Genomic DNA, 23,176 nt, shown 5'->3' with positions numbered 1-23,176 from the left:
GGGGCCGGGGAGCGGGACACCTCGCTCCGCTGGGCGTTCCCCTGTGCCGGGCGGTGGTGTGGACGCGCCCGGCGTCTGCCGGTACTCCGGATGGGTGAGCAGCAGTGGGTTACCCGATGGCTTCCCGCCACGCTCGGCGCAAAGGGAGCACTGCTGCTGGAGGCATGCGTCCCGGCATCGGCCGGGAGGTTCGGTCTGCCGTACCTGATGCGCCGGGAGCGCGGGTCGGACCGGGGCACTCGGCGTTGCGCGGCATGCCTTCCGGTCCGTAGTCGGCGACGGCGGCCCTCTTGAGCCCCCGACGATGAGGCGAGTTCATGCAAATACACTGAGGGCAGGGAAAGTTGGCACTCATTGCGCTTGTTGCTGTCCGAGCGCGGTGACACTCTCTGGGCCATGCGAACGACAACCTGGATCATGGCCGGGCTCCTGGCCACGGCCCTCACCACTGCCTGCTCGAGCGAGAACGACAGGCCCGAGCCCGCGCCGCCTTCCAGGACGAGTACGAGCTCACCCTCCGGCTCGCCGAGCGCAACAGAGCCCGTGCGGTACAAGGACGCCTCGCTCACGATGGGCGGAGAGTCGGACGACGGTGACTGCGGCACCGTCTACGCGTCTCTCGACGGGACCTCTCCGAAGCTGGTGGAAGGCGGGTTCGAACTGAGATACACCAACCCGGACCTGTCGGTTGCTCCGTGCGGGGGAAAGAGCGGTCAGGCGAAGCTGAGCTTCCTCGATCCGCACGACAGCGTCAATGCGGCATACCAGGTTTCCGGGAAGCAGGACGGACGCAGCTGCAACGCCCTCGTCAAGAGCCAGGAAGTGCCCGAGATCAACGCCGGCATTCCGCTCTCCGAGCTCAAGGCAGGGCAGCAGTTCTGCCTGACCCACCCCTACGACCAGAACCACGCCGTCGAGTTGCTGCGAGTCGAGGACATCTCGCCGGATGCGGGGAAGGTGACCTTCGTGGTAACTGCTTGGGGCGAGGACTGAAGCCTGTCACGGAAACCCGCGGTCGGGCGCAAAGAGCCCGGTGCCGCACGTGTCTTCTCCGTAAACCTGCCCGGCGTGGCGAGGCCGGGGCCCCGGCGGCTGCGTGGACCTCTGGATGCCCGACGCCGGCGGCCGGTCAGGACCTGGCAGAGGGCCGCATGCGGCCACGGCCACCACCGCCAGCCTCGTCACCGGCCTCGGCCATCAGCACGCCTGGCACCAGTCGACCGTGAGGCCATCGCGTTCGAGGGCTTCCTCGACACCGGCCCAGTCCTCCACCCAGAGGGCCCTGTCGGGGGGCGAGGGGGTCGGTCCGAAGTATGCGGGCTCCGCCCGCTGTTTCGGCGTGGTGGGACGCGTCACGTCGGGCAGGGACCGGGGGCGCCATGTCCGGATCGACAAGATGTCCGACGTGCCGGGAGGAGAGGAGCCCGAGGAGCACACGGGCGTCATGATCCGCATTGCCGATGACGTCGACATGAGCGTCAACTGTGTACATGAGGAGGACGGGCTGACCTTCGCCGGGGTGTCCTACGACAACAGCGCCGGCAGGGGCGCCGACAGCTGGCGGGCCGCACCCGGTCCCGACCGCCTGTGTGCAGCAGCCTCTTCACCCGCCCGGCCCCCGCCACTCGGACGGCGCCGATGGGAGGCCGTATCGTGCGGGCAGGACGAGCTGTCGACGGTACCGGCCCGGTGCGCGCTGTTACGGCAGGGCACCCTCACCCTTCTTGGTGACCACGAAGCGGTCGAGGACCAGATGGTCGATCTCTGTGGCGAGGAAGCACTCCAGTGCGTCCCGGGGTGAGCAGACGATGGGCTCGCCGGCCACGTTGAAGGACGTGTTGAGCAGACACGGCACGTCCGTCCGTGCCAAGAAGACGCGCAGCAGCTCCGCGAGCACGGGGTTCTGCCGCTCGTCGATGGTCTGGATTCGCGCCGTGCCGTCCACGTGGCAGGCGCCGGGGATCAGCTCTCGGTACTCCTGACGCACGGGGAAGACGAACGTCATGTAGGGCGACGAGGTCTTCTTGCCCATCTCGAACACACGCGGTGCCTCGGATTCCAGGACGACGGGAGCGAACGGGCGGAAGGGCTCCCGGTGTTTCACCCGCAGATTGATGATGTCCTTGATGTCGGGGAAGGCCGGGTTGGCGAGGATGCTGCGGTTGCCCAGGGCACGCGGTCCGAACTCGGCGCGGCCCTGGAACCAGCCCACGACGTTCCGGTCGGCCAGCAGTTCGGCCGTCCGGTGGGCGAGCGCGGTGGCGTCGGGCTCCTGCTGCCACTCGACGCGGTCCTCGTACTCCGCCAGGGCGTCCAGCACCTGGCTCTCGCTGTATGAGGGCCCCAGGTAGGGCGTGGTGACGGCGTCAGCGGGCCGGTTTCGCAGGCCGGCGGTGTACACGGCCGCACCGATGGCGACACCGGGGTCGCTGGCTCCGAAGCTGACGTCCATGCCGGTGAACGAAGACCTCTCCAGCATCTTCGTGTTGGCTACGCAGTTGAGCGCCAGCCCGCCCTCGAAGAGCAGGTGGTCCAGGCCGGAGGCAGCGGTCAGGGCCCGCAGCTGGTGTGCGGTGACGGCCTCGACCATGTGCTGTGCCATTCCGGCGACCTCGACCCGGAAGTCGAACTCCTCGCGCTTCTCGCTGTCGCCGCCGAAGAGGCTGTCGAAGAGCGCGAAGTAGGCCGGGACGTCCTGGGGGATGGAGATGGTGTACGAACCGCTCTCGTGCAGCCGCACCACGCGCTCGAGGAGTGGGTTGTGCTGCGGCGGCGGGCCGTATGCGGCGAGCCCCATCACCTTGTACTCGTCGTTGTTGGGCACGAATCCCAGGTAGCGGGTGATCCGCCCGTAGGCCACGCCCAGCGAGCTGGACAGGGGAACAGTGCACTCGTCGAAGAGACGGACGACGCCGCCGCGCAGCTCACCCATCACGGAGGACAGGGTTTCGGCGCGGCCGTCGCTCACCACGAAAGCGGCGTCCGTGCTGCCCGCCAGATACGCGCCGCACATGAGATGGGCCAGGTGATGCGGCACCAGCGCCAGCTTGTTGGGATCCAGCGGATGGCCGGTGCGCTCGACGAAGTCGCCGTGGACGGCTTCGCGGCTGAGCATGCCGGTGTAAGCCTCGCCCGCGCGGCGCAGCGCGTCGAACTTCGCGGTGACCGGCATGTCGGCACTGGATATCCCCGCGATCATCTCCTCGGCCACGGCGGGCGAGAAGCGCCAGGGGAAGGCGACGACATCCACTTGGTCGAGCGTGACACCGGCGGCCTCCAGGCACCACTCGATCGCCTGCGCCGGGAAGTCCGAGGTCTTCTTCACCCGGCTGAGCCGCTCCTCCTCGACAGCCGCGACCAGTTCACCGTCGATCACCACAGCGGCCGCGGCATCGTGCCCCACCAGGAGGTTGCGCCCGACGCCCGTCGACCCGTACAGGCGCCCGAAGAGCTCCGCGCCCCTGGTGAAACCGTTGTACCCGAGCACTATCACTGTCTCCCAGCCTCCCCGAGCCAGGCAGCAGGCAACGGGTCAACACCGTACTGTGCGTGGGCACTTGAGCGATAGAAGTGGCACACGAGCAACGCGTGGCTGCCGGTTTTCGGGAGAGCCATCCTGATGCCGCCATTGGTCCGGGCCGGCCGTCAGCGCCCACGACGGTGAACCACCGCTCGTCCAGCCGCACCCGGGTGTCCGGGCCCGCGGTGTGGATGCCGAGCTGGTCGGCCGCCCTGGGGCCCGGCGCGACGGCCGGGTCGCGCGCGTTGGCCGCGTTCAGCCAGCGGCCCACCCGGCCGGGTGCAACACGATCTGCGGGCGCCCGAAGCCGGTGCTCGGCCTTGTGGCCCCGGGCTGCCTTCTGCAACCGGTGGCGGTCGGGGTGATCGGGCGGGCGGCGGCAACGGGCATGGCGGCCAAGGCGGCTTCCAGAGCCGACCAGTCAGCCTCGCAGGTCGGACAAGTCCTCGTCACGGAGATCGAGATCGTTCGCCGCGAGGTTCTCCTCCAGATGATCGAGAGAGCCGGTGCCCGGAATCGCCAGCACCGACGGCGATTCCGCCAACAGCCAGGCAATCGCGACCTGCGCGGTGGTCGCGCCGAGGCGTGCCGCGACCTTGCCCAGCCGTTCGGCGTCGAGCGGGCTGCTGCCGACGCCGCCGCCGAGCGGAAAGTACGGCGCATACGCGATCCCCGCTTCCTCACACGCGGGCAGCAGCCCCGGGTCACCGGTGTGCCGGTTCTGCACTGCCGCGACGGGCGCGATCCCCCGGGCCTCCGCCAGTTGGGCGGCGTCGACATTACTGACACCCAGGTGCCGGATCAGCCCCTCCGCGCGGAGCTCGGCCAGCACCGCGAACCGTTCGGCGATCGACTCGCCACCCGGTCCGGTCATCCCGCCGACCCGCAGATAGACCAGATCGAGCCGGTTGAGACCAAGAGAGCGCAGATCTGTCTCGACCAGGCCGCGCAGCTGATCAGCCGTCGCCTGCCTGCTCGGCACACCGTTCGGTCCGGGCAACGGCCCCACCTTCGTCGCGATCACCAGGTCGTCACGGTAAGGGACCAATGCCGTACGGATCAGCTCGTTGGCCCACACCCCGTCCCTGCCGTAGAAGCCGGCCGTGTCGATGTGGTTCACGCCCAGCTCCACAGCCCTGCGGAGCACCGCGACGCCCGTCTCGGGATCTCGCGTCGGACCGGCGAAGGTGCCCATCGCCAGGCGCATGGCGCCGAAGCCGAGCCGGTTGATCGTCAGCTCTCCGCCGAGGGAGAAAGTCTTGATCGTCATGACGCTCATGGTGTCCGCCGCCACGGCGAGCAGCGAGCTCCTGGCAGCTTGCTGCCAGACTGGCGGGATGCGGAACGAAGAGGTGTTTTCAGTACGAGGAGACGCAGAGCTGACCGCGCGCGCAGGTCATCTCTTCGAGTCCGCGCGGACCGAGTTCCTGTGCGCCGCCCGGGACCTGAAGACCTGGTCGCAACCGGAGGCCAGGGCCGCGGTCCGGAACCGGATGCGCGCTGCGGATCACGCTGACTTCACCCCTCAGAAGCTGCTCAGTCCGGTGGCACTCGCCGACGAGGAGGCCCGCGCGCATCTGTGGCTGGTGCGGAGCAAGGGCGCTCTCGTCCGGATCAGCCGTTCGCCGCTGCCGTACGAAACCATCCTCATCGACCGCCGGGTGATGATCCTTGCCGGCCAGGAGACCCCCACTGGCCGCGAGTACACCGTGACGACGTCGCAGATCCTGGTCGACGGCGTTCACTCGCTGTTCCGGGCGATCTGGGACACCGCCGTCGATCTCGAAACCTATCTGCGCAGCGACGTCCCGCACCTCGATGCCGACGTGCGAATGATCCTCAAGGCCCTCGGTTCGGGCCTGACCGACGAATCAGCGGCAAGACGGCTCGGCGTCTCATTGCGTACCTACCGGCGGCGTGTGGCCGAGCTGATGGCCGAACTCGACGCCGACTCCCGCTTCCAGGCCGGGCTGCGCGCAGGCGAGCTGGGCCTACCCCACTGAAACCACAGGGGTCGCGGCACTTCGGCGGTCTGCACGCCTGATGCGCCGGCCGAGCTCGCTGTTGTAGAGGCCCATGGCTCCGCGCTCGGTCGGGTTGCCGGCCTGGGCTCATGGGTCGTGAGGTACTTTTCGGTCCATTCCGCGCTGTGCTGGTGCGCACTTCCCCCGGGTGATTGGTATGGACCTGCCAATGCTCCGCCGTTAATGTGCGCAGCGGCATGTCCAGGGACTGCTCCCCGGCTTTGCTGTTCCACCCCCACACTGCTGGAACAACGAAAGGCCGATCCATGAGACGCACCAGAACGCCCCATGCCCTGCTGTCCGCGCTGCTGCTCAGCGGCGCACTCGTGACAGCCGGTCTGCTCCCGTCCACAGCAGCAGGTGCGCAACCGAAGGCCGAGCAGAAGGCCCCCGCATCCGACGGCGTACTCGCCGCCATGCAGCGGGACTTCGGCATCAGCAAACAGCAGGCCGAATCCCGGCTGGCCGCGGAGAAGCGTGCGACCGCCATCGAGAAGAAGGCCCGGCGAGCAGCCGGTGCCGCCTACGCGGGCTCCTGGTTCACCCCGAAGAACCGGCAGCTGACCGTCGCGGTGGCCGACCGGAAGAAGGCCGCGGCCGTGCGCGCAACCGGCGCGGCCGTTGAACTGGTCGACCGCAGTGCGGGGCAGCTCGACGCCGTCAAAAAGCGCATCGATCGACTCGACGCACCCACCGGTGTGACCAGTTGGCGTGCCGACTGGAAGACCAACCGGATCGTCGTCGAGGTCCGCACCGATCTGCAATCCGACAACGATGTCAAGAAGTTCCTCGCCCGGGCACGCAAGGCAGGCCCGCTGACGGTGCGGACGACGGACCCCACCCCTGCGACCCTGGCAGCCGGCACGGTCGGTGGCGACCCGTACTACACCGGCAACGTCCGCTGCTCCATCGGCTTCTCGGTGCACGGCGGTTTCGTCACGGCTGGCCACTGCGGCGGCGCCGGTCAGTCGGTCAGCGGCTGGGACCGCACGCGCATCGGGAACTTCCAGGGCTCCTCGTTCCCGGGCAACGACTACGCGTGGGTCGACGTCGGCAACGGCTGGTGGACCGTTCCGGTCGTGCTGGGCTGGGGCACGGTCTCGGACCAACTCGTCCGCGGCTCGGCCGAGGCCCCGGTCGGCGCCTCCATCTGCCGCTCGGGCTCGACCACCCACTGGCACTGCGGCACCGTGCTCGCCAAGAACGAGACCGTCAACTACAGCCAGGGCGCCGTCCATCAGATGACCAAGACGAGCGTATGCGCCGAAGGCGGCGACTCGGGCGGCTCGTTCATCAGCGGCGACCAGGCCCAGGGTGTCACCTCCGGCGGCTGGGGCAACTGCTCGAGCGGGGGCGAGACCTGGTACCAGCCCATCAATGAAATCCTCAATCGATACGGCCTGACCCTGCACACGGCCTGACCTCCGTACTCCCCCAGCGTTCCGATTCGACGGTGGTCCTTGCCCTGTGACGGTCGCCCATCGGACCGTCACGGGGCCGGCGGAGAGAGGCTCTCGCCACCCAGGTCGAACAGCCGCGGGGAAGCCCACCATGGCTTCCCCGAGCCCTCACCCCGGCACTCACATAGGCGGGCCGGCCGGTGCGGGTCCCAGTGTGGTCGTGCCGGGCGTGGCCCGGTGGCCGAGGCCGGTGCGATAGGTGTCCAGGGCCTCATCCACGCGTCCGGTACGGCGGAGCAGATCGCCGAGGAGCCGGCACAGGTCGGCGACGTCACCGGCGGCATCGGCGTGTTCGAGCAGCGGGAGGGCCGCGCGGTAGTGCTCCTCGGCGGCCGGGTCGTCACCGCGCTGCTCTTCGATCAGACCGAGTAGCCGGTGTGCGGCACCCGCGTGCACCGCACCGCGACCGGGGCGCAGGGCTCCGGTGTCCTGCTCTCCGGCGGTGAGCAGCGGCCGCAGCAGTTCCTCCGCCTCCTGCACCTTGCCACGGCGGCGCAGCACGTCCGCCAGTTCGACCTCGACCTGTTCCGTGAAGAGCGCGGCCCGCTTCGAGTCGAGCATGGCGCGGGCGGTGCACAGTTCGCTCTCCGCGCGTTCCAGGTCGCCGTGCTGGGCGTGTACATAGCCGCGCATCCAGTGGCAGTGGGCGAGGTCGGTGCGGATGTGCAGTTGCTGGTAGAGCTCTTGGGCCTTGGCGAGTGAGGAGTCGGCCTCGGTGATGCGGCCCTGAGCGATGAGCGTGCGGGCCACGCCGCGGTGCATTCCGGCGAGCAGAGCCGGGTCGTCCACCCGCGGTGCGAGCGCGAGCGCCAGCTCGGCGGCGCGCCCGGCCCGCGTCCGTGCGCCCATGTCCAGGTAGGGCGCGATGGACGCCGTGTAGAGGAGCAGCAGCGAGTCGGGGTCGTGCAGACCGGAAGCGTTGAGCTGGTCGACGGTGGTCTCCAACAGATAGCAGGCGTAGCGGAGTTCCCCGCTGAGTCGGTGGGCGGCGGCGCGTCCGCGCACGGCGGGCACCCGGCGGGTCAGCGGCTCGTCGGCCAGCAACCGCTCGGCGGCGCCGAAGCACTCGCGCGCCTCGGCGAGGTCTCCGGATTCGAGCAGGCAGTCGCCCAGGCCGAGGAGAGCGCTCGCCTCCTCGGCGGGAAGCCTGTGCTCGACGGCCTCGGCCCGCAGGGCTCGAAAGAGCGTGGCCGCGTCCTCGGGGGCTCCGGTGGCGAGGGCGTGCCGCGCATCGGCCAGCCGCAGCCGCAGATCAGCCGCGAGGTGCGCCGGACGGCCCGTGGCGAGTTCCTCGGGGGTGGTGCCGAGCCGTTCCGCCATATGCCGCAGGGCCGCCTCCGAGGGGCGCACCTTGCCCGATTCCAGTGTGGAGATGTAGGCGGGCGTGTACGCGGGCTCGGCCAACTGCCGTTGGGTGAGGCCGCGCTCGGTCCGCAGGCGCAGAACCCGTCGTCCGATGGCGGTGGGCTCATCAGGCCGTACGCCGGCAGTTCCGTTCCCGGCCACTTCTGCCTCCCGCGGTTTCCCCGGCATTTGAGTCACCGTCCGTCCACGTCCGTCGAACGCTCCTGCCCTTCGAACGTCCCTGTCCTTCGAAGACCGACCGCACGACCGCAGCGAAGGACGCGAGTGCGGGTGGCGCGAACTCGCCGTACGCACAGCCACCTTATGCCGGACCGTTGCCCCGGACTTCGGCCACGCCTATGTTAATCGCTGCGTTAAACGCACTTATCCCCCCAGTTACTGCGCGGACCGCTGACAGGCCCGCGCAGCTCACGGAGGCCCCCCATGCCCGGACACACACCCCGCAGATCCCGAACACGGCTGACCGTGGCCGCCGCCATCGCCGTCGCGGCGGCGCTCGCCGCCACAGCACCGGTAGCAGCGAGCCAGAGCTGGAGCGGCAGCACCTCACCAGCGCGAGCCGACAAGGACCGCACCGGCTCCCCTTCCAGCGACCACGTCGAAGTCGAATACTTCAACGGCCCCGGCAGCCACCCCCACCACGCCCGCATCCCCACCTCAGCGCCACTCACCAAGAAGCAGCACAGCAAGATCAAGGATGACGGCGACGTCGTACCGATCAAGAAAGCCGGACCGAGCAACGCCAAGGTCGACGTCGTCTTCATCGGCGACGGCTACACCGCCGACCAGCAGAACGACTTCCACGCCGACGTGCGCCGCAACTGGGCACAGGTCGCCAAGGTCGAGCCGTACGCCCAGTACAAGGACCTCTTCAATGTCTGGGCCGTCGACGCGCACTCGAAGGACTCCGGCGTCTCCGGCGACCCGACCAGCGATGTCCGTAAGGACACCGCCCTGGGTTCGTACTTCTTCTGCGACGGCATGGAGCGGCTGCTGTGCGTCGACGAGAACAAGGTCGAGGCGTACGCGAGCAAGGCCGCCGACCCCGACCTCGTCATCGTCCTGAGCAATTCCACCAAATACGGCGGCGCCGGCTACAACGACATCTCCTCGCCGTCCGGATACGACGGTATCGCCACCGCCTCGTCCGACAACGCCGACGCCGTACAGCTCGTCGTACACGAGTCGGGCCACTCGTTCGGCAAACTGGCGGACGAGTACTGGTACAGCGAGAACGAACACACCGGCCCGGAGCCGGGCGAGCCCAACCTCTCCACGCTCAGCGCCGAGGAGATGGCCGCCCGACAGACCAAGTGGCACCGCTGGCTCGGCCAGACCTCACCGGACGGCGGCACCGTGGGCACATACGAGGGTGGCGGCTGCTGTGCCCGCGGCGTCAACCGGCCCACGGAGAACTCGATCATGCGCACGCTGGGCCGGGAGTTCAATCTCCCCGGGCGCGAGGCCATGATCGCGGGCTTCCACAAGCACGCGCCGGCCGTCTCCAGCACAACCCCGACCGACCGACAGCTGCGCGGCGCGAAGCGCATACGTATCGAGGCATCCGACGAGGCGCGGGTGCGCTGGCTGGTCGACGGCGGCGAAGCCCGCAAGGTCCGTGGCGAACGTTCCGTCACCCCCGGCACCCTCGGAGTCCCGGACGACGGTCGTGCGCACACCGTGACCGTACGCGTGACGAATCCGACCGACGCGGTCCGCGACCCCCGGCTGCGCAAGCTGCTGAACGGCACACTCCAGTGGAGCGTCAAGCGCTGAGGCAGGTCCCCTACGGCTCGGCGGCCGCTTCCCAACCCCCGGCGGACCCGGCAGTGCCAGGCCCGGCGGGGGCGGGCCGAGCCGCCGGGAATGGCGCCCCGCGTACAGAGCACCGCTCCCCCACCGCTTCGGAGGTCTCAGACCAGGGCGCCTGCGGTCAGTTCGCGGCGGGCCCTGGCCGCCGCGCCCACCGGGATCGCGTCGGCACCCAGCGCTGCCCGTACCACCCGGACCGGGTGGCCGCTGACCGGCGGCTCGGCGGCGAGCGCCTCCCGTACCAGTGGCTCCAGCAGCGGCCAGGAGCCGGTGACGCCGCCGCCGATCACCACTGTGGTGACGTCGACGACGCCCGCCGTCATCACGATGGCCCGGGCGATGCCGTTTGCGGCGGCCCGGTACACCGCGAGCGCTTCGCCGTCCCCGTGCCCTGCGGCCTCGGCGATCTCGCGTGCCGTCAGCCGGCGGCCGGTGCGTTCGGCGTACCGGGCGCACAGCGAACGCCCGGAGGCGAGCGTCTCCAGGTGGCCCCGGCCGCCGCAGGTGCACGGCAGGTCGCCGAAGCCGGGGATGTGCCCGATCTCGCCCGCTGCGCCGTGCGGCCCGGCGAACAGCGCGCCGCCGGCCCACAGCGCCCCGCCGACACCGGTGCCCAGAGTGATGCCGAGGACGTCGGGCTCGCCGCGCACGGCGCCGCCGTACACCTCCCCGTACAGGAATGCGTTGACGTCGTTGTCCAGGTAGGCCGGGACGCCAAGTGCCTCGTGAACGGCGTCGGCGACCGCGAAGCCCGCCCAGCCGGTGAAGGAGTCGCTGGCCACCAGGATGCGCCCGGCCTCGGAGTCGACGACGCCGGCCGCACCGGCGCCGACGCCGGCGAGCTGTCCGGGGGTGCGCTCCAGCAGCGGGCCCAGCGCGCCGAGCGCCTTGTCGACCATGGCGCGGCCGCCGTCGGCGGCCGGGGTCGCCGTTCCGGCCCGGTCCAGGACGGTCAGGTCCTCGTCGCAGAGCACCACCTGCGTGGTGGTGCCGCCGATGTCGACCCCCGCGAAGAGGGTTCGGTCGTGGGACGTCAAGCCGTCGCCTCCGTCCGACCCGCGGCCAGGGTGGTCAGGCGTTCGGCTCTGCGGCTGCGCTGCACCACCGGGTCCGGTACCGGCACGGCGGCCAGCAGTCTGCGCGTGTAGGCGGTCTCCGGCCGCAGCAGCGTCGTGCCGGTGTCGCCCTGCTCTTCGACACGGCCGGCCCGCATCACCGCGACGCGCTGCGCGAAGTGCTGGACGACGGCCAGGTCGTGGGAGACGAAGAGGCAGGCGAAGCCCAGCTCGGCCTGGAGCTCGGAGATCACTTCGAGGACGGCTTCCTGCACGCTGACATCGAGCGCGCTGGTGGGTTCGTCGGCGACGAGGAGCCGGGGCTCCAGCACCAGGGCGCGGGCGAGGCTGACGCGCTGGCGCTGCCCGCCGGACAGCTCCCGGGGAGCCCTCCGGGCCACGTCGCGCGGCAGCCTCACCCGGTCCAGGACGGCGGCGACCCGCTCCTGGCGCTCCCGGGTGGAGAGCGCGCGGCGGTGCACCCTGAGGGGTTCGGCGACGCACTCGCCGACCGTCATCCTGGCGTCCAGTGAAGCCACCGGGTCCTGCAGCACCACGCCGATACCGGACCGCAGCGCCCGGCGGGCCCTGGACCGGGTGCGGGCCAGGTCGGTGCCGAACAGCGAGACGGTGCCCCGGGTCGGCCTGATCAGACCGAGTGCGACCCGGGAGGCGGTCGACTTGCCGGAGCCCGACTCGCCGACCAGTCCGAGGGTCTCGCCGTGGCGCACGGTGAGGGAGACACCGTCCAGGGCGCGAACGGCGCCCCTGCCGCGCCCGAAGACGACGGAGACGTCGTCGAGTTCGACGACCGGCTCGGCGGGGGCTGAGGCCGGGGCCGAGTGTGTGGCGGGTGTGGCGACCCGTGCCGTCTCCGGTACGCCCTCCCCCGCGACCGAGAGGCGCGGCACCGCGGCCAGCAGTCGCCGGGTGTACTCGTGGGAGGGGCGCAGCAGTACGTCCTCGACGGGGCCGGTCTCCACGATTTCGCCTCGGTACATCACGGCGACCCGGTCGGCGAAGTCCGCGACAACGCCCATGTTGTGGGTGACCAGCAGTACGCCGGTACCGGTCTCGGCAGCGAGGCGGCGCAGCAGGTCGAGGATCTCTGCCTGGACGGTGACGTCCAGCGCGGTGGTGGGCTCGTCGGCGATCAGCAGCGCGGGCTTGTTGGCGATGGCCATGGCAATGACGACGCGCTGGCGCTGCCCGCCGGAGAGCTGGAAGGGGTAGGCGGACGCCCGCTTGTCCGGCTCGGGGATACCGACCCGGCCCAGGAGTTCGACGGCCTGCGCGGCCGCGTCCTTGGCGGAGATCTCGCGGTGGTTGCGGATGACTTCGGCGATCTGCTTCCCGACGCGGGTCAGCGGGTCCAGCGCTGTGGCCGGCTCCTGGAAGACCATCGATACGGTCCGGCCGCGCAGACCCGCCAGTGCGGCCTCGCCCGCGCCGACGACCTCGGTGCCGGCGACGGTGGCGCTTCCGGTGGCGCGGGCGTTGCCGGCGAGCAGGCCCATCGCGGCGAGCGCGACGGTTGACTTGCCGGAGCCGGACTCGCCGACGAGGGCGAGCGTCTCGCCGGGGTCGACGGAGAGGGACACGCCGCTGGCGGCGGGCACCTCGCCGGACTGGGTGGTGAAGACGACGCCGAGGTCGTCGAGTCGGAGGATGGGCCCGGCCGCCGGTGCGGCGGGGCTGTGGTCGGCGGTCATCCGCGTCCCCTCACGTCGAATGCGTCGCGGAGTCCGTCCCCGATCGCGTTGAACGCCCACACCACCAGGATGATGGCGAGGCCGGGCGGCAGGATGAGCCACCAGTAGCCGGAGTAGGCGGCGGTGAGGCCGGCCGACAGCATGCCGCCCCAGTCGGTGGCCGGCGGCTGGACGCCCAGGCCCAGGTAGGAGACGTAGGCGACCAGCAGGATGGCGTCGGCGATCTGGAAAGTGGCCGCGACGACGATGGTGGAGACCGAGTTGGGCAGGATGTGCCGGGTGATGGCTCTGGCGTGGGTGCCGCCGATGGCGCGCAGCGTCAGGATGTAGTCGCGGTTCTTCAGGGTCAGTGTCTCGGCGCGGACCAGCCGCGAGGGCACCAGCCAGGAGACGAAGCCGAGGATGATGACGAGGCCGCCCAGGTCCGGCGTGGTGATGGCGGAGACCACCAGCAGGATGAAGAGCGCGGGAATGGCGATACCGGCGTCCACGACCCGCATCATGACCGCGTCGATCCAGCCGCCCGCGTAGCCGGCGGCGGCGCCCCACAGGGTGCCGATGACCGTGGCCAGGACGCCGGCGGCGAGGCCGACGATCAGTGACACCTTGCCGCCGTACATCAGCCGGCCGAGTTCGTCGTGGCCGACGGCGTCGGTGCCCAGCCAGTGTGCGCCGCTGGGGGCCAGGTTGACCTGGTGGAGCAGGGTGTGGGTCTGGTCGGTGGAGTACACCAGCGGGCCCGCGAAGCAGAACAGGACGAAGAAGACCAAGACGCCGAGGCCGACGACCGCGAGCCGGTTGCGCAGGAACCGGCGGACGGCGAGCCGCGTGCCCGACGCCGCGGCGGACTTCGCGGGGGTGGCCGTGCCAGGGGCCCGGCCCGGCGGTATGACAGTGCTCATGACCGGCCTGCCTTCACTCGGGGGTCGATGATCCGCTGGACGATGTCGGCGATCAGCGTGCCGGTCACCGTGGCGACCGAGATGATCAGTACGCAGCCGAGCAGCACCGGGTAGTCGGAGGACTGCGCGGCGGTCCAGAAGAGCAGGCCCATGCCCGGGTAGTTGAAGAGCTGTTCGACGACGAGGGCGCCACCGAACAGCACCGGCACGTAGTAGCCGAGCATGGCGACCACCGGGGTCAGCGAATTGCGGAACACGTGCCGCCACAGGATGGCGCGGGACCGGGAGCCGCCAGCCCGCGCCGTCCTGACGTAGTCCTCGGAGAGGTTCTCCAGGGTCGCGGCACGCATGTAGCGGCTGAAGACCGCGACCATGGAGGCGGCGCCCGCGGCGATCGGCAGCACCAGTCCCTGCGGGTCGGAGAGCACCTGCCCCAGCGTGTGCCCCTGCGGGGCCTGGGAGGGGAACCACGGTAGCGCCTGGCTGAAGACCAGCACCAGGATCAGTCCGAGGAAGTACACAGGCGTGGAGTAGGCGATGAAGCTCAGCGTGGTGATGATGTAGTCGACCGGCTTGTTGCGCCGCACGGCCTGCCACATGCCCAGCGGCACGGCGAGCAGCAGGCCGACGATCGCCGACAGGACGGTCAGCAGCAGGGTCTTCGGCAGGCGTTCGGTGATGAGCTGCGACACCGGCTCGTTGAGGGTGTACGAGGTGCCGAGGTCACCGTGTGCCAGCTGCCCCAGGTAGTAGAGGTATTGCACGGGAAGGGGTTTGTCGAGGCCCTGCTCGTGGTCGAAGGCCGCGATCTGCTGCGCGGTGGCCTGCGGGCCGAGGATTCCGCGGGCGGGCCCCCCGGGCAGGGCGTGCAGCAGGGCGAAGACCACGATTGTCACGATCAGGATGACCGCGACGGCCTGCAGGACCCGCCTGATCAGATATGTGGGAGTGCTCATGTGGGTTCCGGTCGCTGTCGGTGTGCTCGCGGTCGCGGGGACGGCCTACTTGGTCCACTTCCACATGGCGGGGTGGAAGTTGGCGAGCGAGTCCTGCGCGAAGCCGCCGAGCCCCTTCTTGACCACGGAGACCTGGTAGTCGGGCTCCGGCAGCCACACCACCGGGAGCTTCTCGGCGAGCGCCGCGCTGTACTTGCGCATGGCCTCGTCGGAGGAGGAGGTGGTGGTCTGGGCGATCAGCTTGTCCACGGCGGGGTCGGAGTAGCTGCCGAAGTTGGAGCCGCCGCCGGTGGCGAAGAGCGCGTCACCGCTGGGATAGGCGGGGAAGTACCAGCTGCCGGCGGTACCGAAGAAGGACAGCTGCCACTTGCAGCTCGACTCGCTCGCCTTGCACTGGCCGGACTGCGACAGGACGGAATTGACCGGCGCGGTCTTGATGTGGAAATCGATGCCGGTCTTGGCGAACGACGACTGCAGGGCACTCATCATGTTGTCGGTCACGGTAGAGCCGGACTGCGAGAGCACCTGCATGGAGAACTTGGTGCCCTTGTCGACGCCCTTGCCGCAGTGGCCCTTGCCGCTGCCGGGGCTGGTGCACACCATGGTGCCGCCCTTCTCGGTCCAGCCGTGGTCCGTCAGCAGCTTCCGGGCCTTGGCTGTCGAGAACGGGTAGGGGTTGTCCAGCTGCTTGCGGGAGACGAAGGAAGACTTCTGGCCCTGCGGGATGGGACCGTAGGTGGGCACCGCGGTGCCGTTGAAGACGACCTTGGACAGCGTCTTCTGGTCCACCGACATCTGGATGGCCTGGCGGGCGTAGAGCTGTTTGAAGACCGGGCCCATCTTGGGGTTGTTGAAGTTGTAGGGCATGTAGGTGATGGCCCAGCCCTGCCACGGGTCGACCTTGTAGCCCTTGGCCTCGAACGACGCCTTCTGGCTCAGGTCGGTGGCGTTGATGTAGCCGTAGTCGACCGTGCCGGCTCGCAGCGCGTTCTTCTCCGCCTCCGAGGTGGTGAACGGCAGCAGGTTGACGTTCTTGATGTGCGCCTTGCCGCCGCCGTCGTACTTGGCGTTGGCGGTGAGCTGCACCTTGCCGGCCGTGGAGAACGACTTGAGGGTGTAGGGGCCGCTGACCGTCTTCCACAGCGGGTCGGTGGCGTAGCGGGAGATCTTCTTGGCGGCGCCGTTGAGGTACTTCCAGACCTTCTTCGCCCCGGCGGGGGTGCGGTCCAGGTTGGAGACGGAGCCGGAGTCGCTGGTCTTGTCCCAGGCGTGCTGCGGCATCGGGCGGATCATGCTCAGCTCGTTGGCGAGCATCCATTGCTGGTTGTAGGCCCGGTCGAAGGTGATCGTGAAGTGGGTGTCGTCGACGGCTTTGAAGGAGGTCCAGTTGTCCGGCGCCTTGCCGGGGCTGTAGCTGGCCCAGTCCGCCTTGTTCGCCTTGACGAGGTTGAACCAGAACTCCACGTCGCGGGAGGTGATCGGCTTGCCGTCGCTCCAGTGCCGGTCGCCGAGGGTGATGGTGACGCTCTTGCTGTCGTCGGCGAAGTCCGCTGCGGTGGCGAGCGAGTTGTCCTTGTTCCAGCCGACCTTGCCGGCGGAGCCGTCGTAGGCGATCAGCGGCTCCCACAGGGACTGGGATATGGAGGAGTTGTTGGTGTTCAGATGCGCGGCGGTGCCGATGGGGAGAATCCAGTTCGGCGTGAAGTTGGCCGGGAGCGCGTAGTTGATCGTGTCGGACGCGCCGGAGCCGGACGATGACGCACCGCCGGAGCAGCCGGCCAGCAGCGTCCCGGTGGTGATGACGGCGCCCGCGACGAGGGCCCAGCGGCGGCCGGTGGCCGTGTGAGCAGGGGACATGGCTCTCCTTGGGAGGTAGGCCCCGTAGGAAGATCCCGGTGGACGGGGCTGGCGCCGTCGGACCGGCGCTGTGTTCACGACAGCTAACGCCGGACTCACCGCACTTACAAACAAAGTTGCGTAACAAGTAAGTATCTACGGTTCTGGAAAAAGTCTCGCCCACCCCACGCCCCCACCTCGATGTGGGCACTTGTCAGGCATTGTGGCATTTGTTCCGCTGGAAAGATCACCTGGAACCGTTCCCCGACGCGCCGGCCGGGCGTACTCTTCCATCACACCCACTCATCGCGGAAGTTACTTCGTCCATGAATGAAATAAGTACGACGGGTCAGAGGACGGCGAAGGGTGCTTCTGCCCTCGCCCCGCGGATCCTGGAGCTCGTGGCGTCAGGCCAGGCATCCTCGCGTGCCGAACTCGCCGGGCTGCTCGGCGCGGCCGCCTCCACCGTCTCCCTCGCCGTGAGCCAGCTCGTGGAGCGCGGGCTCATCGCGGAGGAGGGCACCCAGGCGTCCACCGGTGGGCGCCCCCGCAAGGTGCTGCGGCTCGGCGGTGCCGACGGGTTCGCCGTCGCCGCCGACCTCGGCGGCCGGCACGCCCGCGTCGGCGTGGTGCTGCCCGGCGGCGGCCTCACCAGCGTCTCGACGGTCCCCTTCGCCATCGCCGACGGCCCCGAGGCGGCGCTGCCGCGGCTCGCCGAGACGCTGCAGGCACTGGCCGAAGAGCACGGCCCCAGCAAGCTGCGCGGCGTCGGGCTCTCACTTCCGGGCCCGGTCGACGTCGCATCGGGTTCGGTCGTCATGCCGTCCCGGATGCCCGGCTGGAACCGCTTCCCGATCACCGACTGGCTCCAGGAGCGCTTCGGTGTCCCGGCCGCCGCGGACAACGACGCCAACTGCATGGCGGTCGGCGAGCACACCGTGCGGCCCGCTGAACACCGGCAGTCGATCATGGTGAAGATCGGCTCCGCGATCGGTGCCGGCGTCATCGTCGACGGCCACCTCTTCAGGGGCGCCACCGGAGCCGCCGGCGAGATCACCCACATCCGCGTCGTCGGCGGGGCCGACACCCCCTGCTCCTGCGGCAACACCGGCTGCCTGGAGACCGTGGCCTCCGGCGCCGCTCTCGTCCGCATCCTGCGGGAACGCGGCGCCCAGGTCGAGAGCCTGGAGGACGTGGTACGGCTCGCCACCCACGGCGACCCGGAGGCCACCCGCGCCGTCCGCAAAGCCGGTGACTACCTGGGCCAGGTGCTCGCCACCAACGTCAACTTCTTCAACCCCAACGCCGTCTACCTCGGCGGCATCCTCTCCACCCTGGAGCCGTTCGTCGCCGCCGTGCGCAGCCAGCTCTACGAGAGCTGCCACCCGCTGGTCACCGAACACCTCACCATCGAGCGCGTCAGCCTCAGCGCCGACGCGGGACTGGTGGGCGCCGGGCAGTTCGCGCTGCAGCGCGCCCTTGCCGACGCGCTGCGCGAGGTCGGCCGCACCGACCTGGCGTCCGGCCGTCTCCCCGCCCCCGCCGCGCCCGGCCCCCGCACCCCGTAGGAGAACAGCCATGTCACAGCCCCGCACGGCGGCCGACCGTCCGGTGATCGCGATAGCCGGACTCGGTATCGAGTCCTCCACCTTCTCCCCCGCCCGCACCCGGGCCCCCGCCTTCCACCCCTCGCGCGGGAACGAGGTCCTCGAGCGCTACCCCTTCCTCGCGCCCGGCCAGGAGCTGCGCGAGGCCGCCGAGTGGCACGGCGCCCTCGTCGGCAAGTCGCTGCCGGGTGGGACCGTCACGGCCGCCGCCTGGGAGGAGCTGACCGGTGAGCTGATCGACCGGCTCACCGCCCTGCCCGAACTGGACGGCCTCTGGTACGACATCCACGGCGCCATGACCGTCGAGGGCGTCGACGACGCGGAGGCGGTACTGCTGGAACGTATCCGCGCCACAATCGGCCCCGCCGTGCTCGTCTCCACCTCCATGGACCTGCACGGCAACGTCTCCCGGGAGCTCGCCCACCGCAGCGACCTGATCACCTGCTACCGGATGGCGCCCCACGAGGACCACATGGAGACCAAGGAGCGGGCCGTCCGCAATCTGGTGGACCTGCTGGCCTCCGGCGCCCCCCGCCCGGTCACGGCGTGGGTGCCGGTGCCGGTGCTGCTGGCCGGCGAGCAGACCTCGACGCGCGTCGAACCCGCCAGGAGCGTGTACGCCGCCGTCGACGAGGTCGAGGCCGCGGAGGGCGTCACCGACGCCGCGATCTGGGTCGGCTACGCCTGGGCCGACGAGCCCCGCAACCGTGCCGCCGTCGTCGTCACCGGCCAGGACGAGGCCGCCGTCGCGGCCGGCGCCGAACGACTCGCCCACGGATTCTGGGAAGCCCGCCACGACTTCGACTTCGTCGCGCCCACCGGCACCTTCGACGGCATCCTGGACGAGGCTCTCGCCTCCGACCAGCGCCCCTACTTCGTCAGCGACACCGGTGACAATCCGACCGCCGGTGGCGCCGGCGACGTCACCTGGGGCCTGACCCGGCTGCTGGAGCGCCCGGAGTTCCAGAAGGACGACGGCCCGACGGTGATCTACGCGTCGGTGCCGGGGCCGGAGGCGGTAGAGACCGCCGTCGCGGCGGGCGTCGGCGCGACCGTCACCGTCACCGCAGGAGCCGAGGTCGACGACCGCCACGCCGGACCGGTCACCCTCACCGGCGTGGTGCACGCGGTCCGGCACGGCGACCGCGACGCCCGGACGGAGGTCGTCATCCGGGTCGGCAGCGTCCACGCGATCCTCACCCGGCTGCGCAAGCCCTACCACCATGAGCACGACTTCACCCGCCTCGGCCTCGACCCACGCCGCGCCGACATCGTGATCGTGAAGATCGGCTACCTGGAGCCCGAACTCGCCGGGATGGCGGTCGGCTGGAAGATGGCGCTCACCCCCGGCGGCGTCGACCAGGACCTGGTGCGCCTGGTCCACCGCCGCATTCGCCGCCCGATGTTCCCCTTCGACCGCGACATGGCCGACCCCGACCTGACGGCCCGCCTCATCCCGGCCTCCGACCAGCCGCTGACCGGGGACGACGAGTGAGCGCTCGGCCCGCCCTGGAGATCGCCGTCACCTCGCCGGTCGGCGCCCGCACCGCCCGCGAGCACGGAGCCGACCGGGTCGAGCTGTGCACCGGCCTGGAGTTGGGCGGCCTCACCCCGTCCGCAGCCCTGATCGAGGCCGCCGTCGACGTGGGGCCGCCGGTGCAGGCGCTGGTCAGGTGCCGACCCGGCGACTTCGTTTACGACGCGGAGGAGGTCGCGCTGATGGCCGCCGAGGTGCGGTCCGCCGTCGTCTCCGGCGCTTCCGGGGTGGTGATCGGCGCACTCACCGCCGACGGCGGACTCGACATCCGCGCGGTCGCCGCGCTCACCGAGGCCGCCCACGCAGCGGGCCGGCCGGTGGAGGTCACCCTGCACCGCGCCGTCGACCAAGCCGCCGACCCGGTCGCAACGGCCGTGCTCCTTCCCGGACTCGGCCTCACCCGGGTCCTCACCTCCGGCGGCGCAGCCACGGCGGGCGAGGGCACCGACCAGCTCGCCGCGATGGTCGCCGCCGCCCCCGGCGTGGAGGTGATGGCCGGCGGCGGAGTGCGCCCCTCCACCATCCCGGAACTGGTCGCCACGGGCGCCGCCGCCGTCCACCTCTCCGCCAAGACCCGGGCCGCGCCACGCCGCGGCGGCCGCTGGGTACCGCTCGGTGCCTCCGGGGCCTCGGCCGAGCAGGACACCCACTTCGTCACCGACCCCGCTGTGGTCGCGGAGGCGCGGCGGGTGCTGGACGCGGCGGTCTGACCCAGGCCCGGCGACCGCCCACAGTGGCGGATGCCCCACCGATGTGAACGCCCCGTCGCCCACGGTCCAGCGGCGGGGCCGGGCCGTTCATCCGCACCCCCGGCAGATGGTGAGCACCGATTCGTAGAGGCGCTGGTGGAACGGCAGGTCGGCACTGACCACGCGGATCAGGTAGTCCGGCTCACCGAACGGCCGCTGCGACTCGCTGGTCGGCTTCTGCCCGTCCGCCTCCGCCTCCGCAGTGGCGCTGGGTTGGATATTCGCTTGGCCTGGGAGGGCGAGGGAGCCGACAATCCCCGCATGGGACACGTCGAGGCCGCGCATCTGGAGTTCTTTCTGCCCGACGGCAGAGCCCTGCTGGACGATGTCTCGCTGCGGGTCGGGGAGGGCTCCTCCGTCGCGCTCGTAGGGGCGAACGGTGCGGGCAAGACGACACTGCTGCGCCTGATCGCGGGCGAGCTGAAGCCGGACGCGGGGACGGTGACGGTCAGCGGCGGCCTCGGGGTGATGCCGCAGTTCGTGGGCTCGGTACGGGACGAACGTACGGTGCGGGACCTGCTGGTGTCGGTCTCCCGCAAGGAGATCCGTACTGCCGCGCGTGCCGTGGACGAGGCGGAGCTGGCGGTGATGGAGCGGGATGACGAAACAGCCCAGCTCCAGTACGCGCAGGCGCTCGCCGACTGGGCCGAAGTGCGCGGGTACGAGGCGGAGACGCTGTGGGACATGTGTACGGTCGCCGCGCTCGGCACCCCGTACGAGAAGGCGCAGTGGCGGCAGGTGCGGACCCTCTCCGGCGGGGAGCAGAAGCGGCTGGTTCTGGAGGCGCTGCTGCGCGGCGGAGACGAGGTGCTGCTCCTGGACGAGCCGGACAACTTCCTGGACGTCCCGGGCAAGCGCTGGCTGGAGGAGCGGCTGCGCGAGACGCCCAAGACGGTGCTGTTCATCTCGCACGACCGTGAGCTGCTGGCCCACTCAGCGGAGAAGATCGTCAGCGTGGAGCCGGGCACCGCCGGGAGCGATGTGTGGGTGCACGGCGGTGGTTTCGCGACGTACCACGAGGCACGCAGGGAACGGTTCGCGCGCTTCGAAGAGCTGCGGCGGCGCTGGGACGAGGAGCACGCCAAGCTGAAGCGGCTGGTGGCCATGTACAAGCAGAAGGCCGCCTTCAACTCCGACATGGCTTCGCGGCTCCAGGCGGCCCGCACCCGGCTGCAGAAGTTCGAGGAGGCGGGTCCGCCGCTGGAGCCGCCACGCGAGCAGGACATCCGGATGCGACTGCGCGGCGGCCGCACCGGCGTACGCGCCGTGACCTGCGAAGAACTCGAGCTGACGGGGCTGATGAAGCCGTTCAGCCTGGAGGTCTTCTACGGCGAGCGGGTGGCGGTCCTCGGCTCGAACGGCTCCGGGAAGTCGCACTTCCTGCGGCTGCTGGCCGGGGACGACGTATCACACACGGGCGGCTGGAAACTGGGCGCGCGGGTGGTGCCCGGCCACTTCGCGCAGACCCACGCCCACCCCGAGCTGGAGGGGCGCACACTGCTGGACATCCTGTGGAAGGAGCACGCGCGGGACCGGGGCGCGGCCATGTCGGCACTGCGGCGGTACGAGCTGACGCGGCAGGCCGAGACGGTCTTCGGCCGGCTGTCGGGCGGCCAGCAGGCGCGCTTCCAGATCCTGCTTCTGGAGCTGGCGGGGGCGACGGCGCTGCTGCTTGACGAGCCGACGGACAACCTGGATCTGGAATCCGCGGAAGCCCTCCAAGAGGGTCTGGAGGTGTACGAGGGGACGGTGCTGGCGGTCACACACGACCGCTGGTTCGCGCGCAGCTTCGACCGGTTCCTCGTCTTCGGTGCGGACGGTGCCGTACGGGAGGCTTCGGAGCCGGTCTGGGACGAGGCTCGCGTCCGGCGCGCCCGGTAACCCGGGAACCCTCCGGGGCCGAGTTCGGAGACACGGCCTTGTAAGTCAGTTCGGACTTCTTCCCAGGGCCTTGGTGTCCGCTCCGGCCTGGAGAAGGTCGCCCGGGAGGATGCTCTCCATGCTCCGGGCCGTCGTCACCCGCGCCTGAGCTGCGCGAACCGAGATACCAGGACAGCTCGGTTGACCATCGAACTAACTGCAACTAATTTGGTTCCAGTTCATTCGATGGCGACGGCAGGAGCGGGAGATGGCGGGGCTCAGCAGTAGGAGCGCGGTTGCGATTCACGCGCTCGCGATGCTGGCGCACCGGCGCGGGGGCTCGTTGACGTCCGCGGAGATCGCGGACAGCCTTCAAAGCAATCCAGTCCTCGTACGGCGCGTCCTCGGCCGCCTGCGGGACGCTCACCTGGTGTGGGCCACCGAGGGTCGGGGCGGTGGCTGGTCCCTTGCGCGGGCCCCGCGGGACATCACGCTCTATGACGCGTACGCCGCCGTCGAGGAGGGGCAGGTCTTCTCGCGGCACACGAATCCGCCCAGCGAGGCGTGCGAGGTCGGACGCAACATCGGCACCCTGCTCGACGTCGAGTTCCGCGGCGCGGAACGAGCTCTGGAGGAGCAGCTCGGCAGGACGACGATCGCCGGCCTGCTGCGGCAGATCCTGGTCTCCGAGAACGGCGAACCCAGGGGCCACTGATCAGACGGTGACGCATGCGCGTCCTGCATCATGACGCATGAGCAAACTGTAACCACTCTAGTTGCA

General features: G+C 70.3%; 18 protein-coding genes. 9 read left to right on the top strand and 9 right to left on the bottom strand.

Annotation, left to right across the window (positions count from 1 at the left end):
• The first annotated feature begins 396 nt into the window (after positions 1-396).
• Positions 397-993: a hypothetical protein gene (locus JW592_RS06960; protein WP_209264023.1), complete on the top strand. Its 597-nt coding sequence runs from the start codon at positions 397-399 to the stop codon at positions 991-993.
• Between the two features lie 706 nt (positions 994-1,699).
• Here the strand turns inward: JW592_RS06960 and JW592_RS06955 are convergent.
• Positions 1,700-3,493, bottom strand: a complete 1,794-nt coding sequence (locus tag JW592_RS06955) for a carbamoyltransferase family protein (RefSeq protein WP_209264022.1) — start codon at positions 3,491-3,493, stop codon at positions 1,700-1,702.
• A gap of 448 nt (positions 3,494-3,941) precedes the next feature.
• Positions 3,942-4,790, bottom strand: coding sequence for an oxidoreductase (locus JW592_RS06950; RefSeq protein WP_209264129.1), 849 nt, complete (start codon positions 4,788-4,790; stop codon positions 3,942-3,944).
• A 67-nt stretch (positions 4,791-4,857) separates the two neighbouring features.
• Here JW592_RS06950 and JW592_RS06945 point away from each other — a divergent pair, with 67 nt between their 5' ends.
• Both JW592_RS06945 and JW592_RS06940 read left to right on the top strand, forming a co-directional pair.
• On the top strand, positions 4,858-5,523 hold the full coding sequence (locus JW592_RS06945) for a helix-turn-helix domain-containing protein (RefSeq protein ID WP_209264130.1): 666 nt from the start codon (positions 4,858-4,860) through the stop codon (positions 5,521-5,523).
• A 287-nt stretch (positions 5,524-5,810) separates the two neighbouring features.
• Positions 5,811-6,965, top strand: a complete 1,155-nt coding sequence (locus JW592_RS06940) for a S1 family peptidase (protein ID WP_209264021.1) — start codon at positions 5,811-5,813, stop codon at positions 6,963-6,965.
• Positions 6,966-7,124: 159 nt separating this feature from the next.
• On the opposite strand, the gene JW592_RS06935 is transcribed toward JW592_RS06940, so the two are convergent.
• A complete protein-coding gene (locus JW592_RS06935) occupies positions 7,125-8,537 on the bottom strand; it encodes a tetratricopeptide repeat protein (RefSeq protein ID WP_209264020.1) in 1,413 nt (470 codons plus the stop codon).
• A gap of 255 nt (positions 8,538-8,792) precedes the next feature.
• On the opposite strand from JW592_RS06935, the gene JW592_RS06930 reads away from it, so the two are divergent.
• Positions 8,793-10,145, top strand: coding sequence for a M64 family metallopeptidase (locus JW592_RS06930; RefSeq protein ID WP_209264019.1), 1,353 nt, complete (start codon positions 8,793-8,795; stop codon positions 10,143-10,145).
• A 137-nt stretch (positions 10,146-10,282) separates the two neighbouring features.
• On the opposite strand, the gene JW592_RS06925 is transcribed toward JW592_RS06930, so the two are convergent.
• From JW592_RS06925 to JW592_RS06905, 5 genes are read right to left on the bottom strand one after another with little or no spacing between them, the layout of a single operon-like run.
• Entirely contained in the window at positions 10,283-11,218 is a 936-nt protein-coding gene (locus JW592_RS06925; protein ID WP_209264018.1) for an ROK family protein, read from the bottom strand.
• Positions 11,215-12,948, bottom strand: a complete 1,734-nt coding sequence (locus JW592_RS06920) for a dipeptide ABC transporter ATP-binding protein (RefSeq protein WP_209264017.1) — start codon at positions 12,946-12,948, stop codon at positions 11,215-11,217. The genes JW592_RS06925 and JW592_RS06920 overlap by 4 nt, the downstream gene beginning before the upstream one ends.
• Entirely contained in the window at positions 12,945-13,850 is a 906-nt protein-coding gene (locus JW592_RS06915) for an ABC transporter permease (protein ID WP_209264016.1), read from the bottom strand. The genes JW592_RS06920 and JW592_RS06915 overlap by 4 nt, the downstream gene beginning before the upstream one ends.
• Positions 13,847-14,806, bottom strand: coding sequence for an ABC transporter permease (locus JW592_RS06910; RefSeq protein ID WP_209264015.1), 960 nt, complete (start codon positions 14,804-14,806; stop codon positions 13,847-13,849). The genes JW592_RS06915 and JW592_RS06910 overlap by 4 nt, the downstream gene beginning before the upstream one ends.
• A 45-nt stretch (positions 14,807-14,851) precedes the next feature.
• A complete protein-coding gene (locus tag JW592_RS06905; protein ID WP_209264014.1) occupies positions 14,852-16,663 on the bottom strand; it encodes a peptide ABC transporter substrate-binding protein in 1,812 nt (603 codons plus the stop codon).
• A 305-nt stretch (positions 16,664-16,968) separates the two neighbouring features.
• Between JW592_RS06905 and JW592_RS06900 the strand changes: the two genes are divergently transcribed.
• The 3 genes from JW592_RS06900 to JW592_RS06890 are packed head-to-tail and all read left to right on the top strand — an operon-like array spanning position 16,969 to position 20,496.
• Positions 16,969-18,210 (top strand): ROK family transcriptional regulator, encoded by a 1,242-nt coding sequence (locus tag JW592_RS06900; RefSeq protein WP_209264013.1) that lies wholly within the window; start codon positions 16,969-16,971, stop codon positions 18,208-18,210.
• A gap of 10 nt (positions 18,211-18,220) precedes the next feature.
• Entirely contained in the window at positions 18,221-19,744 is a 1,524-nt protein-coding gene (locus tag JW592_RS06895; RefSeq protein WP_209264012.1) for a M81 family metallopeptidase, read from the top strand.
• On the top strand, positions 19,741-20,496 hold the full coding sequence (locus JW592_RS06890; protein ID WP_209264011.1) for a copper homeostasis protein CutC: 756 nt from the start codon (positions 19,741-19,743) through the stop codon (positions 20,494-20,496). Before JW592_RS06895 ends, JW592_RS06890 begins: the two co-directional genes overlap by 4 nt.
• Positions 20,497-20,583: 87 nt before the next feature.
• Here the strand turns inward: JW592_RS06890 and JW592_RS06885 are convergent, their stop codons facing one another.
• Positions 20,584-20,820: a hypothetical protein gene (locus JW592_RS06885; RefSeq protein WP_209264010.1), complete on the bottom strand. Its 237-nt coding sequence runs from the start codon at positions 20,818-20,820 to the stop codon at positions 20,584-20,586.
• Here JW592_RS06885 and JW592_RS06880 point away from each other — a divergent pair.
• Together JW592_RS06880 and JW592_RS06875 are read left to right on the top strand one after the other, a co-directional pair.
• A complete protein-coding gene (locus tag JW592_RS06880) occupies positions 20,797-22,416 on the top strand; it encodes an ABC-F family ATP-binding cassette domain-containing protein (protein WP_209264009.1) in 1,620 nt (539 codons plus the stop codon). The two genes, JW592_RS06885 and JW592_RS06880, sit on opposite strands and share 24 nt — an antisense overlap.
• 247 nt (positions 22,417-22,663) lie before the next feature.
• Entirely contained in the window at positions 22,664-23,110 is a 447-nt protein-coding gene (locus JW592_RS06875) for an RrF2 family transcriptional regulator (RefSeq protein ID WP_209264008.1), read from the top strand.
• Positions 23,111-23,176 lie beyond the last annotated feature (66 nt).

This window comes from Streptomyces spirodelae, assembly GCF_017676385.1.
In the GTDB taxonomy this organism is placed as follows: domain Bacteria; phylum Actinomycetota; class Actinomycetes; order Streptomycetales; family Streptomycetaceae; genus Streptomyces; species Streptomyces spirodelae.
Note: the sequence above shows the minus strand (reverse complement) of the source record. Positions and strands in the feature narration are given on the sequence as shown.